The sequence below is a fragment of the Paraburkholderia sp. genome, assembly GCF_034668105.1.
In the GTDB taxonomy this organism is placed as follows: Bacteria; Pseudomonadota; Gammaproteobacteria; order Burkholderiales; family Burkholderiaceae; genus Paraburkholderia.
Map to the genome: position 1 here is coordinate 1 of NZ_JAXDPY010000016.1, position 14,507 is coordinate 14,507.

At 58.3% G+C, this 14,507-nt stretch carries 12 protein-coding genes; 3 read left to right on the top strand and 9 right to left on the bottom strand.

From position 1 onward, the window contains the following. Nucleotides 1-533 precede the first annotated feature (533 nt). Nucleotides 534-1,634, bottom strand: a complete 1,101-nt coding sequence (locus QOC89_RS00720) for an MFS transporter (RefSeq protein WP_323043266.1) — start codon at nucleotides 1,632-1,634, stop codon at nucleotides 534-536. Between QOC89_RS00720 and QOC89_RS00725 the strand changes: the two genes are divergently transcribed. Continuing rightward, on the top strand, nucleotides 1,618-1,941 hold the full coding sequence (locus tag QOC89_RS00725; protein ID WP_323043267.1) for a hypothetical protein: 324 nt from the start codon (nucleotides 1,618-1,620) through the stop codon (nucleotides 1,939-1,941). The genes QOC89_RS00720 and QOC89_RS00725 overlap by 17 nt on opposite strands. A 75-nt stretch (nucleotides 1,942-2,016) precedes the next feature. Here the strand turns inward: QOC89_RS00725 and QOC89_RS00730 are convergent, their stop codons facing one another. From QOC89_RS00730 to QOC89_RS00740, 3 genes are all read right to left on the bottom strand, one after another. Further along, the gene (locus tag QOC89_RS00730) at nucleotides 2,017-2,979 is read right to left on the bottom strand and encodes a threo-3-hydroxy-L-aspartate ammonia-lyase (protein WP_323043268.1); all 963 of its coding nucleotides are present in this window, start codon (nucleotides 2,977-2,979) and stop codon (nucleotides 2,017-2,019) included. Nucleotides 2,980-3,466: 487 nt separating this feature from the next. Then, nucleotides 3,467-4,636 carry a DSD1 family PLP-dependent enzyme gene (locus tag QOC89_RS00735; protein ID WP_323043269.1) on the bottom strand — a complete coding sequence of 390 codons (1,170 nt, stop codon included), beginning with the start codon at nucleotides 4,634-4,636 and terminating at the stop codon, nucleotides 3,467-3,469. Then, complete coding sequence (locus tag QOC89_RS00740; RefSeq protein WP_323043270.1) at nucleotides 4,633-6,189, bottom strand: M81 family metallopeptidase; 1,557 nt, start codon at nucleotides 6,187-6,189, stop codon at nucleotides 4,633-4,635. The genes QOC89_RS00735 and QOC89_RS00740 overlap by 4 nt, the downstream gene beginning before the upstream one ends. Nucleotides 6,190-6,402: 213 nt before the next feature. Here QOC89_RS00740 and QOC89_RS00745 point away from each other — a divergent pair, with 213 nt between their 5' ends. Further along, entirely contained in the window at nucleotides 6,403-7,302 is a 900-nt protein-coding gene (locus QOC89_RS00745; RefSeq protein ID WP_323043271.1) for a LysR family transcriptional regulator, read from the top strand. Between the two features lie 81 nt (nucleotides 7,303-7,383). Here QOC89_RS00745 and QOC89_RS00750 read toward each other — a convergent pair whose 3' ends face one another. The 3 genes from QOC89_RS00750 to QOC89_RS00760 all read right to left on the bottom strand — a co-directional run bounded on the left by QOC89_RS00750 (nucleotide 7,384) and on the right by QOC89_RS00760 (nucleotide 10,044). Further along, nucleotides 7,384-8,355: an ornithine cyclodeaminase family protein gene (locus QOC89_RS00750; RefSeq protein ID WP_323043272.1), complete on the bottom strand. Its 972-nt coding sequence runs from the start codon at nucleotides 8,353-8,355 to the stop codon at nucleotides 7,384-7,386. Continuing rightward, on the bottom strand, nucleotides 8,345-8,974 hold the full coding sequence (locus QOC89_RS00755; protein ID WP_323043273.1) for a helix-turn-helix transcriptional regulator: 630 nt from the start codon (nucleotides 8,972-8,974) through the stop codon (nucleotides 8,345-8,347). The genes QOC89_RS00750 and QOC89_RS00755 overlap by 11 nt, the downstream gene beginning before the upstream one ends. Before the next feature lie 161 nt (nucleotides 8,975-9,135). Then, a complete protein-coding gene (locus QOC89_RS00760; RefSeq protein ID WP_323043274.1) occupies nucleotides 9,136-10,044 on the bottom strand; it encodes a LysR family transcriptional regulator in 909 nt (302 codons plus the stop codon). A 420-nt stretch (nucleotides 10,045-10,464) separates the two neighbouring features. Between QOC89_RS00760 and QOC89_RS00765 the strand changes: the two genes are divergently transcribed. Continuing rightward, nucleotides 10,465-11,577 (top strand): M20/M25/M40 family metallo-hydrolase, encoded by a 1,113-nt coding sequence (locus QOC89_RS00765; RefSeq protein ID WP_323043275.1) that lies wholly within the window; start codon nucleotides 10,465-10,467, stop codon nucleotides 11,575-11,577. A gap of 95 nt (nucleotides 11,578-11,672) precedes the next feature. Here QOC89_RS00765 and QOC89_RS00770 read toward each other — a convergent pair whose 3' ends face one another. Further along, the gene (locus QOC89_RS00770; RefSeq protein ID WP_323043276.1) at nucleotides 11,673-12,728 is read right to left on the bottom strand and encodes an amidohydrolase family protein; all 1,056 of its coding nucleotides are present in this window, start codon (nucleotides 12,726-12,728) and stop codon (nucleotides 11,673-11,675) included. Nucleotide 12,729: 1 nt separating this feature from the next. Next, nucleotides 12,730-14,037 carry an MFS transporter gene (locus QOC89_RS00775; protein WP_323043277.1) on the bottom strand — a complete coding sequence of 436 codons (1,308 nt, stop codon included), beginning with the start codon at nucleotides 14,035-14,037 and terminating at the stop codon, nucleotides 12,730-12,732. Nucleotides 14,038-14,507 lie beyond the last annotated feature (470 nt).

The window sequence follows — 14,507 nt, forward strand, 5'->3', positions numbered from 1 at the left end:
GCACATGCTGCTACTACAACCTTCTTCATTTCCAACTCCTGTCGAATAAGACGTGTTGATGTTTTATTATTCAAACGAAGTGCTCGAATATCGCCTTGCTTAACGAGCTTCCGCTTCGCTGGCGTTCGGGATCGGCAACTGTCCGCGCACAACCATCGGATGCGCCGTGGCCGAACAGCCCCGTGGAAGTATTCCGTTACCGTCCAGCGCCTGTATGCTTCAGAGTCCAGCCCGAGCGCATCCTCCGGGCGGCGGACGCAGCGCGGTCCGCGAGGATTCAATGGTTCGCAGACTGCATGATCCCGCGAAGAATCTCTGTTAAGCAGCCAAGGAGACTGCTTTCGAATCCAACAGCGTCGAGCACCTCCAGCAAGCGCGCTGCCAACTTGAGCGTACCGGGCAGGTCCGCTACCAGGTCAATCTGGCGCGGCCCAGCATTCGCAAGGGTTGGCAGCACTTGAATGCGCCGCCCGCTTCTGGACTGCCGGGCGGATGAGGCGAATAAAATCCGAGCTCTTTTGCTATCCGTCTGATCACTCCACGCGCCATGTCAACGCGACAAGGAATACCCCGACTCCCGAGCAGAGGAGAAAGAGAAACGCGCTGGTAAAGGACCCGTGCGAATGCCCGACGAGCAAGCCAATTGTCGCGGGTGCGACGGCGGCCGCACATTGTCCGCCGAAATTGATGACGCCAGCGGCTGTGCCGACCATTTCGTCCGGCAGATGCTTGAGCGGTATAGCGTAGATGGTTCCGTACACCATGGTGTAGCCCACCATGCTGAGCGTCCAGAAAGTAAGAAGCACGGTGAGCGAATCGCTCATCGTCATCAAACCTAGAAATAGCACGATGCAGAAACCGCCAACCGCCATGAACAATCGCTCCCGGCCGTGCCCGACTTTATCCAGCAGCCAGCCCACGACGTTCAGTGAAATAAATGCCACGACATACGGGATTGCGGAAGCGACGCCGACATGGATGATGTCGATATTCTTCGTTTTCACCAGAAACGTCGGCATCCAGGACATCAGCCCAATCAGCACGATGTTACTGAAGAAAAAGATCATCGTCGTTTTACGCATGATCGACATGCGTGCCAGCGTGCGAAACTTGGGAGCGCTCTTTTCGCCAGGTTTTGCGGCCGAGCGAGGCCGTACGTCTTTGATCGCATACCAGAGAATCAGCGCCATCACCAGGCCAATCAGTCCGAGCACGTGGTAGGCAAAGCGCCATCCGTGGGCGTTGATCAGCGCTGCGATGGAACCTGTCCCGGCGGCTCCGCCAATGAAGATCGCACCAATGACGAGGGACTTCGCCCGCGCTCTCTCCTTCTTTGGGAATACCTCGGCGATCGTCACCGTGCTTGCCGGGGAAAATCCACCCTCGCCAAGTCCAAAGAGAAAGCGGATGACGAGCAACACGGCAAGCGAACTTGCCATACCTGTCAAACCCGTGAAAATCGACCATGTCGCCACGCAGCCGATCAATACCCCTTTCGATCCGAATCTGTCCGAGAGCCAGCCCGCCACCAATTGCACCAAAGCGTAACTGACATAGAATGCACTGAGCACATATCCCGCCGATTTCGAATCCAGACCGAACTCCTTTGAGATCGGAATGATCGAAATCGTCATCGCAATGCGGTCCGCATTCGCCAATATCCACGAGAAAAGCAGGCTCGCGAGAATGAAGAGCTTGCGCGAAGCGGAGTATCCGATTTTCATTGGTCCGTGGCCGGACTCAATCTCGCCGGTCGAGGGGATTGAGGCTGTGGGAAATACGCGAGTATTTTTCATGTCAATGTCGAAGAGTCGTAAGAACAGCGCCGGCCTGGCCCTGAGCGTATGGATGACGGACCCACTGCTTTCAGCAGCCCTTATCGACCGGATGTCGAGGGCCAGCGCGGGCACTTCTGGCGCACAATTTAAAACGGTTGAGTGATGACTTGACCGGGCGCTACATTCGTCCATCCCGCGCGCCCGGCCATCGCTTCAAAGCCAACTCCCTCCTGTTTAGCTAAGCCGTCAACAACGCGCAGTAGCGCTCCACATCGACGTTGCCGCCACTGACGAGTACGCCGACGCGCTTACCTTGCAACTTCGACCGCATATCGCGCGCGGCAGCGAAACCAAGGCAGCCAGTTGGCTCGACTACCATCTTCATGCGGGTTGCAAAGAAGCGCATGCATTCGATCAATTGCGCATCCGTTGCCGTCTGTATGCTTTCGACGTGGCGGCGAATAATCTCGAACGTGTAGTCCCCGAGGTGCTGAGTCTGAGCGCCGTCGGCAATGGTTTTCGGGGTTTCGATATGCACAATGGAGCCGGCGGCCAGCGATTGCTGCCCGTCGTTGCCCGCCTCCGGTTCAACACCGTAGACTTTGCAATGCGGGGCAAGGGCAGCCGCGGAAAGCGCAGAGCCTGCCAGCAGCCCACCGCCGCCCAAAGGCACGAACAAGGCGTCGAGATCGCCCACCTCCTCAAACAACTCCATTGCCGCGGTTCCTTGACCGGCGATCACGTCCGGGTGATCGTAGGGTGGGATCAACGTCAGCCCATGTTCTTCGGCGAGCGCCCGGCCAATTGCTTCGCGGTCTTCCGTGTATCTGTCGTACAAGACCACCTTGCCGCCATAACCTTTAGTCGCGGCAAGTTTGGCGGCCGGAGCATCGTGCGGCATGACGATCGTGGCGGGAACGCCCAGCACGAAACTCGATAGCGCGATGGCTTGCGCATGGTTGCCGGATGAATAGGCGACCACCCCGTTCCGTCGTTGGCGCTCGTCCAGTTTCGACAGCGCGTTAAAGGCGCCTCGGAACTTGAAGGCTCCTGCCCGTTGAAGACATTCGCACTTGAAAAAAACTTTCGCGCCTAGTTCTTCGTCTGCGATGCGCGAGGTCACGACCGCGGTCCTGTGCGCCCGTCCCTTGATGCGCTCGGCGGCGGCAGCGACGTCTGTATAAGTGGGAATCTGAAGCATAGTATTCCTATTGATTCGCTTTGTAGCTTGACAACACACTTGGGGCGGGAACCGCGCTAACCGCAGTGGACGTTCATATGCGAGTCAACAGATACGAACACATCGCACCGGTTGGCTGCCAGCCGAGAGGGCTACTGCTCCATCCACGCTTCAACATTTAGACAGATTATCTAGTATTATTTTTTTCGTCAATCTGTCAATAAACTTTCTTGCACAGCTACTTTCACTTCGCCCGTCAACTAAGGTAGTGCAATGGAAAACTCGACCCGCTTCGTCAGGTCGTCGCTTTCCGGCTGCGTTATCAAATGCATGCGACATCGAAGAGATGCGGTTCGAACACAGCGACCGGTCCGTTGCGCCGCGAAGGGAGAACCCCTTCGCGGATGAATCAGTCAGTCCGCTGCTTGTGCGGCGAATTCCGTGTGAACTGCGCACACGGAGTGAACGGGGCACGTTCCGTGCCCCGTTCAGTACCGATCCTTTCCGTCTACCATCCGCTGAATCTTTGCCAGCGCGCGAGCACGTCGCGCGAACCGGGGCGTACGACCTGATATGCCTCATGTTGCGCGCCGGTCGCGCACGCGTGATTCGGCAGTATCCGCACCTGAGCGCCAACCGGCAGATCGGGCAGCACGGCTGCGCTGCCCGGCCGTAGCGCAAGAATTCCCTGCTCCTGGTTGGCTTCGACCATGATCAGATCCGGATATATCTGGGAATCGACATCGCAGACAATGCCGTACCCCTGGTCGATGCGCTGCCGGGCAGTACCTCGATCGCGCGACATTGCCATCCAGCCCGCGTCAACGAGTATCCAGCCCTTGTCGCGCTGATGACCGATAACGGTCGCAAGCACGCTGAGCGCGAGATCGTCGGTCGCGCACACGCCGAGGCCGGCCATGACGAGATCGAAGAACACGAATACGCCCGCGCGCACTTCCGTCACGCCGGTCAGGTCGCGCGCAAAGTGCGCTGTCGGTGTCGAGCCGACGCTGACGACCGGCGCCGGAAGCCCCGCAGCACGCAATGTCTGCGCACACGTTACCGCCGCTGCGCGTTCCCGTTCAGCCATCGCCACTATTTCGTCGAGGTTTTTGCAACTATAGGACTCGCCCGCATGCGTGAGGACGCCGCGCAACTCAGCACCGCCCTCGTGCAACACGCGGCCGATCGCGACGAGATCGTCGGGACGTTGCGGCGCTACGCCGGCGCGGTGGCCATCACTGTCGATTTCGATTAGCGTTGGAATCTTGTCGCCGGTCTCGCGCGCCTTTGCCGCGACCGCCTGCGCGGCCTCGACGTTATCCACGACGATCGACAAGTCGACCCCGCGGCGCCGAAGCGCGGCGACGCGGTCGAGTTTGTTCGGCGCGATGCCGACCGCGTACAGAATGTCGCGCACACCGGCATCGGCGAACTGTTCGGCTTCCTTAAGCGTCGAGACTGCCGCGGGCCCGGCTGCGCTGCCCATTGTCCGTCGTGCGACCTCGATCGATTTTGGGGTCTTCAAATGCGGCCGAAGCTGCACGCCCAACGCGCCGAGATGCGTACGCAGCCGCTCTATGTTGCGCGTCATCCGTGCTTCATCCAGCAACAGACATGGTGTGTCCAGTTCGTCCAGCGACTGACGGCCGACGCCTTGATTGCAAAATGCATTCATCGCGCGTCGCTCCGGGGCTGAACGGCACGGACGGCCGGGCTCCAATTTGCAATGTCGTCCATGGGGACGACGGGCCGCGGCAATTTCTTGAAGTCGAAACGCGCGAGAATCGGCGAAGTCAGGCCCGGCGCATCCACACTCACGATTTGTTCGTCAGAAAAGAACTCGTCGAATGCAGCCCTGAAATGACCGCGCGACTTCAACACCACAACGCGCGCGCTGGCGATATCAATGCCGAACATTTCGAAGAACATCGGCTCGTGGCACTGGTGACGTTTGCTGATGACGATGACCGTCACGCCGCCAATTTGCAGCGCGACCGACGGTCCGAGGTCGAAGCTGCAGCCAGCCAACTGTCCGCGCCGGCCAACACCTTTGCCGGCATGCAACTGCAACACGCGCGCCGGCACGTTGAACGGCTCTGAATAGACGGTGGTTTCGGTGCGGTTGAAGCGCGCCTGGAACGTTTCTCCGGTGCCGGCCAGATAGGCGTCCGCCACGAGATCCGGATCTGTGATGACGCCGAGGATCGCACCACGCACGTCCTGTTCGTTGAGCGCCTTGAGAATGAACGGCGTGTTGCCGCGACCGCCGCCGCCAGGATTGTCGGCTACGTCGGCAAGTAGCACCGGCGCGCGCGATGCATCGTCGCCTGTTGCTTTCGCGAGGCGGACCGCGTCGTCGAGAGACGTCAGCCGCGGCGTAAACGCGGCGCGCTCTTGCCACGCGTATGACGCAAGGTCATGCGCAACCTGGGCCGCGAGTTGCGCATCGCCTCGCGTGGTGACCAGTACCGTTAGTCCATTCTTCGGCGTGTCCGCAAATGCAAATCCGCCTGCAATCGAGACGTTGACGATGCGCGGGTCATCGAGCGCTTCCGCGCGCCGGATCATTTCTGCATAGGGCCCTGTGCCGGGCGCCGTCAGCAACTGCGTCGGCGGTGAACAGACGGGCATTCGCACATGCGCGACGGACGTGCGCATACCGTCCAGGAGTTCAACCATGATCCGCGCCGCGTCGGCGCCTCGCTCGGCCATATCGGTGTGAGGATTGCGGCGATACGATATGAGCGCATCGACTGCGTCGACCATTCGGTCCGAAATGTTTGCATGCAGGTCGACGGTGGCGACGATCGGCACCGCTGGCCCGACGATGCTGCGTACGAGCGTGAAAACCGCGCCGTCGGGATCGTCTTCTTCTGTCGTGATGGCTGCGCCGTGCTCACAGATGTAGACAGCGTCAAGCGGCAACGCCGCCCGCAACCGCTGCTCGAACTCACGCAGCGTATCGGCGAAGAATACGTGCTCGACCGGTCCGCCAGACTCCGCGTTAGCAAACAGGATCGGAACCGGTGTCCATGCCTGGATCTCATCCATTGTTCGGACGAACGCCGGGATTTCCGGCGTCATCACGGGTGCCGCGCTTTTCGCATCAGCTAGCAGCGCTGCGTCTTGCAGATACGCACGCGATACGAAATCGGCGCGCGTGGAAACCGGCGCAAACCGGTTCGACTCGATCGCGAAGCCAAGAATGGCAATACGCGGGCTTTTCATTAAACACTCCTTATCGGCCGGCGTCGTCGGCCGACATCGGACTCTGACATTCGCGGCGGGTCATTAAAGGTAAGTTACCATCGACAGCATGGCGGCGTGGTGTTGGTGTACGCGAACATCGGCACTTGAGTTCGCGCGCGGTGAAAAGAGTATTGGCCACCAAATAGTTGTGCGGGTTAACATCACCTTATTGCTTCGTTAACCTGCAATTTAATGATCTCGAGCGAAGACCTGCATTTTTTCATCACGGTGACGACGTCCGACTCGCTCGCGGACGCCGCGCGCAAGCTCGATGTAACGCCGCCCGCTGTCACACAACGATTGCGTTCTCTGGAAAAGCGGCTGGGAATGCGGTTGATCGACCGTTCGGGCCGGCACCTGGTGCTGACCGATGAGGGCGAACTGTTTGCGGTCCACGCGCGCAGGATCTGCGATGACATCGGCAATCTATCGGACACGCTGGCGTCGCGACGTGGCACGGTCGCGGGACATCTTCGGGTGATTGCGCCGCTTGGCTTCGGGCAGCGCTATGTCGCGCCCGCCGTCGCGCAATTCCGCTGCCTCTATCCGGAAGTGACCGCAAGCTTGATGCTGTCCGATCGACCCGCGCACATTTCGGACGACATGTGGGACCTGATGGTCCATATCGGCGAGCTACGCGATTCGACGCTGGTTAGCCGGCGGCTTGTGCCGAACCGGCGCATCCTGTGCGCGGCTCCGCGCTATCTCGCGCAACGCGGCGAACCACGGCACCCGGACGAGCTGCGTGCACACGACTGCATCGCGCTCCGCGAAAACGATGAAGATGTGACGATGTGGCGCTTTATGCCGAAGTACCACGGCACAGCGGCGAATGTCAGGATCGAGCCGTTCCTGACGAGCAACGACGGCGGCACCGTGCGCGATTGGGCACTTGCCGGCCTCGGGATCATTGCGCGTTCCGAGTGGGACGTCGCCGAACATGTCCGTGCGGGTCGACTCGTCCCACTGCTCGACGGGTGGCAGTTGCCGGATGCCGATATCGTCGCGCTGATTAGCTCGCGACATGGACGCTCATTGCGCGCTGCTCGCTTTCTTGACCATCTGCACGCGTCGTTATCGCAACTGCGCTAGGTGCCGTCCATCGCCGCCGAGTCGCCCGTGGTCGGCATTCGCCGAGAGCCGAAGTATCGGGTGACAGGCTGACCCGAACGACTACCAGGGCCAGGCTAGCGAGGTTCCCACGCCGGTTTCACGCGCACGCTCACACAGCATGCGCGCCACGGTCAGGTCCTGAAGTGCCAGGCCTGTCATGTCGAACACCGTAATGTCGTCTTCGCGACGGTTCACCTGTGCCTTGCCTGTCAGCAGATCGCCCAGTTCCGTGCACGGGTTGTCGGCTGCCCATTGCGTTTCACCGATCTGGCGCGCCTGAACCTGATCGTCGACGAATAGACGAACCCGCCCTAGCAGACCCTCGGGAAGTTCACGCTTTCCTTTGGTGTCGGCGCCTACGCAATTGAGGTGCGTGCCGGGTTGAACCGACTTTAAGTCGAACAGCGCGCCGCCGCCCGGCGTAGCCGTGATTACGATGTCGCTTTCACTAACAGCAAGATCACCGTCATTCGCATGCGAGATGTCGCAGCGATGCGCGAAGTGAGCTTCGAACGCGGGGTCACGGTGGCCAGTCGCAGTCAGGTAGCGAACCCGAACAAGCGAGGGCATGAGCTGCAGAGCGAAAGTCAGTTGCACGCGCGCCTGTACGCCCGAACCGAAGACACACACTCGAGTACTGTCCGCGCGTGCAAGGTGCAGGAGGCCAAGCCCGCCAGCCGCACCTGTGCGCATGGTGGTCACCGCATTGCCGTCGATGATGCACTGAGGCCGACCGGTAGCTGGATCGATCAGCATGATGGTTGCCTGGTGAGGTTCACCGTTCAGCCCACGATTGGTGGGCCAGAACCCCGCCGCCTTGAAACCCAGCAGCCCTTGTACCTGAACGTCGCCTGATTTGATACCGAATATGCCGCCCGTTACCAACGGTTCCCTGACCACGGGGAACACACGGCCCTCGCGCTGGCTATGCAGAACAAACGCCTCGCGCACCGCTTGCATCACATCATCGGGCAACAGCAATGACTCGACTTGATTCTTGTCGAGGAGCAACAATTGAGCGTCACTTGGCATCGTTGTACACCGTCGCTCGTGATACGCCCAAATGTAGCGCAACAACCTCCATAGACCGACGCACGTCCATACTGCCGGACTCCCGGAGCTCACGCATCAGGAGCCGCCTTTCTTCCGTCTTCAATGCTCTAGGTGTTGTCGCCAGCCGAGCGGCGAATTGGTCAATCCGCATTCTTATTCCTTCTGCCCCAGGAGGGTCGAGCTTTTCATTCGTGCCGGCAGAATCGTCCGTGCGCGCGAACTGTCCCACTACGTTCTGCAATGCACCAAAAAGCGTTAGATCGATATTGATGCACAAAGCGGCCACGTACTTTCCGTTCGAGTCCTTGATGCCGATTGACGTGCTTTTTGCCTGTCGACCGTCGGCGAAACGATTTGAGTAATTGGCGATTACTTGCGGATACTTCGCATCACCGATGCGCGCCAATCCAAGTTCCGTGGCAGGATCGCCTACTTCGCGACCCGACAGATTGTTGTGAATCGCCGCGATGGCATGTTCGGCGTCCAACAGGTCATGCACAACCACCTCGCAAAACGGCGCAAACGTCTCACCCAAGCCGAGCGCGACTTGCTTCAGTTGTGCGACCAGCACTTGCTGTTCTTTCGTTCGATTTGACATTTACACAATATATCCAACATTAGACACGTCGTCAACACGCGATCCTGGGACCCCGGCGCGTCCTCCGGACGGCTCTTGCACCGGCCGTAGATCGACGTGGTCGCGCTGGTCGCGTGGCAGCGTCATGCTTCGCAAGTCGTGCTTCCGTATAACCGGATGCCCTATGACGGGTTGCCAGAAAACGCGTTATGACGAGCGATGACGAAATCGACGAACGCCATTACCGATTCCGGAATTGCTCGCCCCTGCCGAGCGATGATGCCCGATGTTGTTTGCGCCAACCGCTCATGCTGCAATGGAATCAACTTGAATGTGGATTCCCAGCCACTGGTTCTAACTGCAAATTCAGGCAGGATGGTGATCGCGAGCCTGTTTTTAACAAGCGATTTCAATATTTCGTAAGAGTTACTTTCAATCACCGGCTGCAACTTAACCCCGACCGCATCCTCGACTACTTTTATGCTCTGCCGGATCCGATGTTGAGATGGCAGAAGGCCAATCGCAAATTTCTGAAGATCATCCAGGCTCACCGATTCGGCTTCCGACAAGGCATGCCCTAGCGGAAGAACGACCAGGAGCGGCGCCGGAGCGGAATGAACAACCTTGATAAGGTGATGCTGCGGTGGATTCATGGTTATTCCAATATCCACGACTTCATCAATTACCATCCTCAATACCGCGTCACCGTTCCCGATGTCGATACCGTACGTCATCTGTGGATGACATTCTAAAAATTGCGGTATGACCACATCGGCCAAATCTGAAACATATCCGTTTCCTGACGCCACTTTTACATGTCCGAATTGCAAGCCGTTCGAAGTGCGGATGGCGTCCTTTACCGCGGCGTCTTGCAGCATGAGCTGACGAATATGCTCACGCAATAGGGTCCCCGCGTTTGTTAGCACGATTTGCCGGCCCTGGTGCTCTATCAGGGCTTGGCCAAACTCGCTTTCCAGCAGTCTGACCTGGCGACTGAGCGCTGAAGCGGAAATGTGGACACGTTCCGCGGCTCGCCGAATTGAACCTTCCAGAGCGACCGCGTAAAAATATCGATAAGCAGAATTCAACATGTTTGGCGTAATCAGCTAGCCCGGGTTTCGCGATTGTGAAGGGACGCCTTGGGCGTACAGCACGTCCCGGGACTCGCGGCCATGCATTCGATTGGGGCACGAGAGGGCTCTGTATTCATGCCTTTCCACAGCGCGGCCAAGGGCAGACGCAACGATAGCACCGATGGAGCAACAACCGCCGGGACGATCTTCTCGACGCGGTACGGAGGAGGACTACGCTCCTCCGGCCAACGCGGCAGGCGGTTCCTTGTTCAATGTCAGGTGCTCTGCCCGCGAAACCTGCCACACGCGCTGCGTCCCATCCTTGACCGACGCGAAGGCGCTCAAAAATTAGAACAGTCGCATCCAATAATTCGCCTTGACCCGTTCTTTTTGTAAAAACATATTGGCGCTTCCTGCCATTTTTGTCCGAACGCCGCTATGCAGACACCGCAATTTGGTTCAGCCTTGAAATTGTTGAAGGATATGGTGTCAATCGACTCCAGAAGTTTTGTTTCAAACGTTGAAATAGCGAATCTGGTTGCAAATGAACTAGCAGGTTGGGAATTAGAGTTCATAGATTATTTGGACAATCGCCAGGTAAAAAAGACCAATATCGTCGCCTACAATCCGGCCAGCACATCCACCGTTGCGTTTGCCGGTCATCTGGACACTGTTCCCGATACTGGCTGGACTCGAAATCCTTTTGAACTCGTTATGGAAGGCGGCCGTATCTACGGCTTGGGCACAACTGACATGAAAGGTCCCATTGCGGCCTTCATCACTGCAGCGAAGAGCCTCGATCCCGTGGCACAGCCTCTTTTGGTATTTACCGCGGACGAGGAGGCAGGCAAGCAAGGCGTCCGTGAAGTCGTGGCGCGAAGTGAAATACTCAATCGACTAAGGCCGCCGAAGTGCTTCGTCGTAGCAGAGCCGACCGATCTCGGACTGGTGCGCGGGCATCGCGTGGATATTCAATTCATAGCGCACGCAAAAGGAATCCAGGCTCACTCGTCAACAGGGAAAGGAAAAAACGCCAACATTTCTCTTGTCCCGTTCTTGAGCGATCTGAGAGATCTGCATTTACGTCTCCGTCGCGACGTCACGCTGCATGACACTCAGTATGACCCTCCTTTTTGCGATTTGAATTTTGTGATCGACAACTATGGCGCATTTCCCAATACCACGGTGGGCCTGGCCACCTGCCTCGTTAAATTCCGCTATTCAAAATCTTTTGACCCAGAGTTCGTAATGAAAGAAATTCGCGACTCGGCAGCCGCGCATGGAGTCGAACTGACTATCAAAATGGAGGCGGCGCCTCCCGAGCTTGATAAAAAACATTCACTTGTGACCACCGCGGAGCGGATTTTGGGGTGCCGTGCGTGTGTGTCCGGGCTGGGCACGGAGGCTTCGGAGTATTCCAAGCTTGCTCCGTGTCTGATCTATGGTCCCGGTCATATTGAATGTGCTCACATGCCGACCGAATACATCGACGAAGAACAGTTTTATCGCTCAATCGAAACGTTTAGAAATCTCGCCCTCCACCTGGTTTAATTTCCAGTGAACGAGGCTCGCATATCGCAAGCCTCGTCCACTGGCGAGCATTCGGTGTTCGGTGCGCCGCTGGAAATCGCCTTGCGGGCTTCCTATCACACGCTGATCCGATAAAAATCCGCCGCCGTATCGTGGAACAGGCTTGCCTTCTCTGCTTCGGAAGCGCCGCTTGTGATGCGCTTGAACGCGTTCCACAGCACTCCGTATGCGAAATTACCCTTGTCGACCGGGAAGTTGCTCTCGAACATGCATCGGTTCGTTCCAAACAATTCGATGCATGTTTCCACGTAAGGCCGAATCGCCTCGGCGACAACGACAGATCCAGGCGGGCGTGCCTTTTCATGGAAATCGAACCCGAAGAGAGTCATGCCGAATCCCCCAAGCTTGATCGATACATTCGGGAAACTGGCGAGCGTTTTCATCGCCTTGTACCAGTGATCAAAAACTTCACTGCGCCGTCCCCGATAAGGTCCAATTCCCAGCGGCCCACCGACGTGATTCAACACGATCCGCGTTTGCGCAAAGTCGCGGGCGAGAGAACACAGTTCATCGATTTGGGTATGGATCACCCAGGCGTCGAAGCTTAAGCCACGCGGCGCCAGTTGTCCGAAGCCCTCTCTGAAGCGCGGATCCATCAACAGATGCGGCGGCGGTGTTGCCGCTGACGCCCGAACAGATGGATCGGCATGCCAGACGCCGATATTCCTGATGCCCTTCACCCGCCCACCCGACGCGGCTATCAGTTGGTCGAGCACCGTACCCACTTTCGCACCGAGGGACAGGTCGGCAAAAGCGACCATCGCCGCTCCGATTTTCGTTTGCGCGCCACGCGCCTCGGCCGCGCGGATCTCTCGCAGCACGAACTCTATTTCGCCCACCGGCGACGATTCCACCGGCCCCTCCGTTCTGTACCCCGTTTTGCACTCGATGAACACCGTCGCGCGAACGTTTTGCCCTGAGCCGATGTCGTCGAGCAAGTCAGCATTCAAGTAGCGCTTCTCGGGAAAATGCCACAGATGATGATGCGCATCGATGATCGGCCGCTCAGGATCGAGCGCGGCTTCCGAATGCAAAGCAAGCCAGTCGGGCCGTATCGTTATGTGCGGGGGTTGGATATTCGCCAGTTGATGCCCGCCCTTCTCCAGACTCATTTCAGCTCCCTGCGTGTTGCGATGACATGGCGCCGCTGGTCGTGGATGCTGCGCCCGCACCGATGGCGCGATGCGTGAGGCACCATGACGACAGCGCGCCGGCTATGAATAAAGCGCCAGCCGCGGCGATGGCGGCGGCGAAATGTCCTGTCGCCTGCACGATGTATCCTGTCACGATGGGCGCGAGAAAGCCGAATACGTTTCCACCGATCAGCAAGAGGCCCACGGCGCGTCCGAGGTCTCCCCGTGACTGCAGCAGATCACCCAGCAGAGCGATGTTCAACGCAACGGCCGACGATGCGCTGCCAAGCGCGATCGTGATCAGACCGAGAACGATCCAGACATTTGAAACCAGGGGCACGAATACGATCACTGCTCCCGCAACCATCACCGCGCCCACGAGCCTTCTTCGCTGCCCGCTCTCCACGGCCTTTTCGGTGAGCATGCGATCGCTCAGGATTCCCAGCGCCATCGCAAGCACGATCGATCCCAGGTACGGCATTGCCATTGCTGTTCCGCTGCCGAGCAGCGTCATGCCGCGTTCAGTCTGCAAGTAGTTCGGCAGCCACGTGAGAAACAGGTATTGGGCGTAGACGTTGCATCCTTGCGTGAACATCAGCCCCAGCATGGTTCGCGAGCGCACCAGTCTGCGCAACCCGATCGGCGCGGCATCGACACGCGCTTGCACCGTTGTTTCACGCTCGCGTTCAATCGTCTGCCGTTCGTGCGCACTCAACCATCCCGTGTTTTCGGGCTTTCGAAAGAAGATCAGCCATACCGCGACCCAGATGAAGCCGACCCCGCCGCAAATCGCGAACGACCAGCGCCATCCCGAGAACGACACGAGCCACGACAGCACAAACGCGCCCACGGCCGGACCGAAATAGGCGCCCGAATTGAAGATGGTCATCGCCGTGGCGCGTTCACGGGCTGGCGCCCATTCGCGAACGATGCGCGCCGCCGATGGATAACAACTCGATTCGCCGACGCCCATCACCATTCTCGCGGCAAGCACGGAACCCACGCTGCCAGCGGCTCCCGTGAGCATGGTCGCGAGAGACCAGACCGTCATGCTTATCGCAATGACGTAGCGGGAGCCGAACCGGTCGATCAGAAGGCCGACCGGCAACAGGAATAGCGTGTAACCCCACAAGAACGATGAGAACAGATATCCCAACTGGACCTTGCTGATCGATAGATCAGCCGACATTTGTCCGGCGCCTACGGAAAGCGCAACCCTGTCCAGGTAATTGATCATCGCCAGCACGAACAACATCAAGTACACCCAGTACCGGGCCTTCCAACTCACGTCTCCTCCAGTGCGAATGGCTTTTCCTTGCAGAACGATCTGTGGGCGAACGTGCTGTCGACATCGGGATAGCCGAATAGTCGCTTAGTTTTACTATGTATAAAAGTAGATGCGGGCTACTCGCTGGCAAAAGCGGCGCCACGCGGTGAAAAGGCCGATTAATCGAAAGCAATCCGAATAATTCCGGCCGGCAAATGTAATCGCTTACTCGACTATAAAACGGCGGCCGCTTGTCTGTCAATGTAATCGACCTACGGGTAAACCTAGAAAACCCCCCTGTTATCCGATCGAAAGCGGATAGCTCCCCGCGCCCTGTTAAGGGGACCGTGGATGACTACCATCAAGCGTTGCGGTTTTTTCTCTAAAATTGTAATCGCTTACTCCCTCTCACGGTCCGAACGCAACGCAGGTGACGGCATCGCCGGGAGCGGCTGCCTGCCCGATAGCAATGCCCCAGACTGACTAATGAT

What these genes read in the sequence shown, in the direction of transcription:
- QOC89_RS00760 (WP_323043274.1), bottom strand. Translation starts at nt 10,044, where the DNA reads ATGTTGAATTCTGCTTATCGATATTTTTACGCGGTCGCTCTGGAAGGT.
- QOC89_RS00745 (WP_323043271.1), top strand. Translation starts at nt 6,403, where the DNA reads ATGATCTCGAGCGAAGACCTGCATTTTTTCATCACGGTGACGACGTCC.
- QOC89_RS00750 (WP_323043272.1), bottom strand. Translation starts at nt 8,355, where the DNA reads ATGCCAAGTGACGCTCAATTGTTGCTCCTCGACAAGAATCAAGTCGAG.
- QOC89_RS00730 (WP_323043268.1), bottom strand. Translation starts at nt 2,979, where the DNA reads ATGCTTCAGATTCCCACTTATACAGACGTCGCTGCCGCCGCCGAGCGC.
- QOC89_RS00725 (WP_323043267.1), top strand. Translation starts at nt 1,618, where the DNA reads ATGATCGAAATCGTCATCGCAATGCGGTCCGCATTCGCCAATATCCAC.
- QOC89_RS00720 (WP_323043266.1), bottom strand. Translation starts at nt 1,634, where the DNA reads ATGACGATTTCGATCATTCCGATCTCAAAGGAGTTCGGTCTGGATTCG.
- QOC89_RS00740 (WP_323043270.1), bottom strand. Translation starts at nt 6,189, where the DNA reads ATGAAAAGCCCGCGTATTGCCATTCTTGGCTTCGCGATCGAGTCGAAC.
- QOC89_RS00735 (WP_323043269.1), bottom strand. Translation starts at nt 4,636, where the DNA reads ATGAATGCATTTTGCAATCAAGGCGTCGGCCGTCAGTCGCTGGACGAA.
- QOC89_RS00770 (WP_323043276.1), bottom strand. Translation starts at nt 12,728, where the DNA reads ATGAGTCTGGAGAAGGGCGGGCATCAACTGGCGAATATCCAACCCCCG.
- QOC89_RS00755 (WP_323043273.1), bottom strand. Translation starts at nt 8,974, where the DNA reads ATGTCAAATCGAACGAAAGAACAGCAAGTGCTGGTCGCACAACTGAAG.
- QOC89_RS00765 (WP_323043275.1), top strand. Translation starts at nt 10,465, where the DNA reads ATGCAGACACCGCAATTTGGTTCAGCCTTGAAATTGTTGAAGGATATG.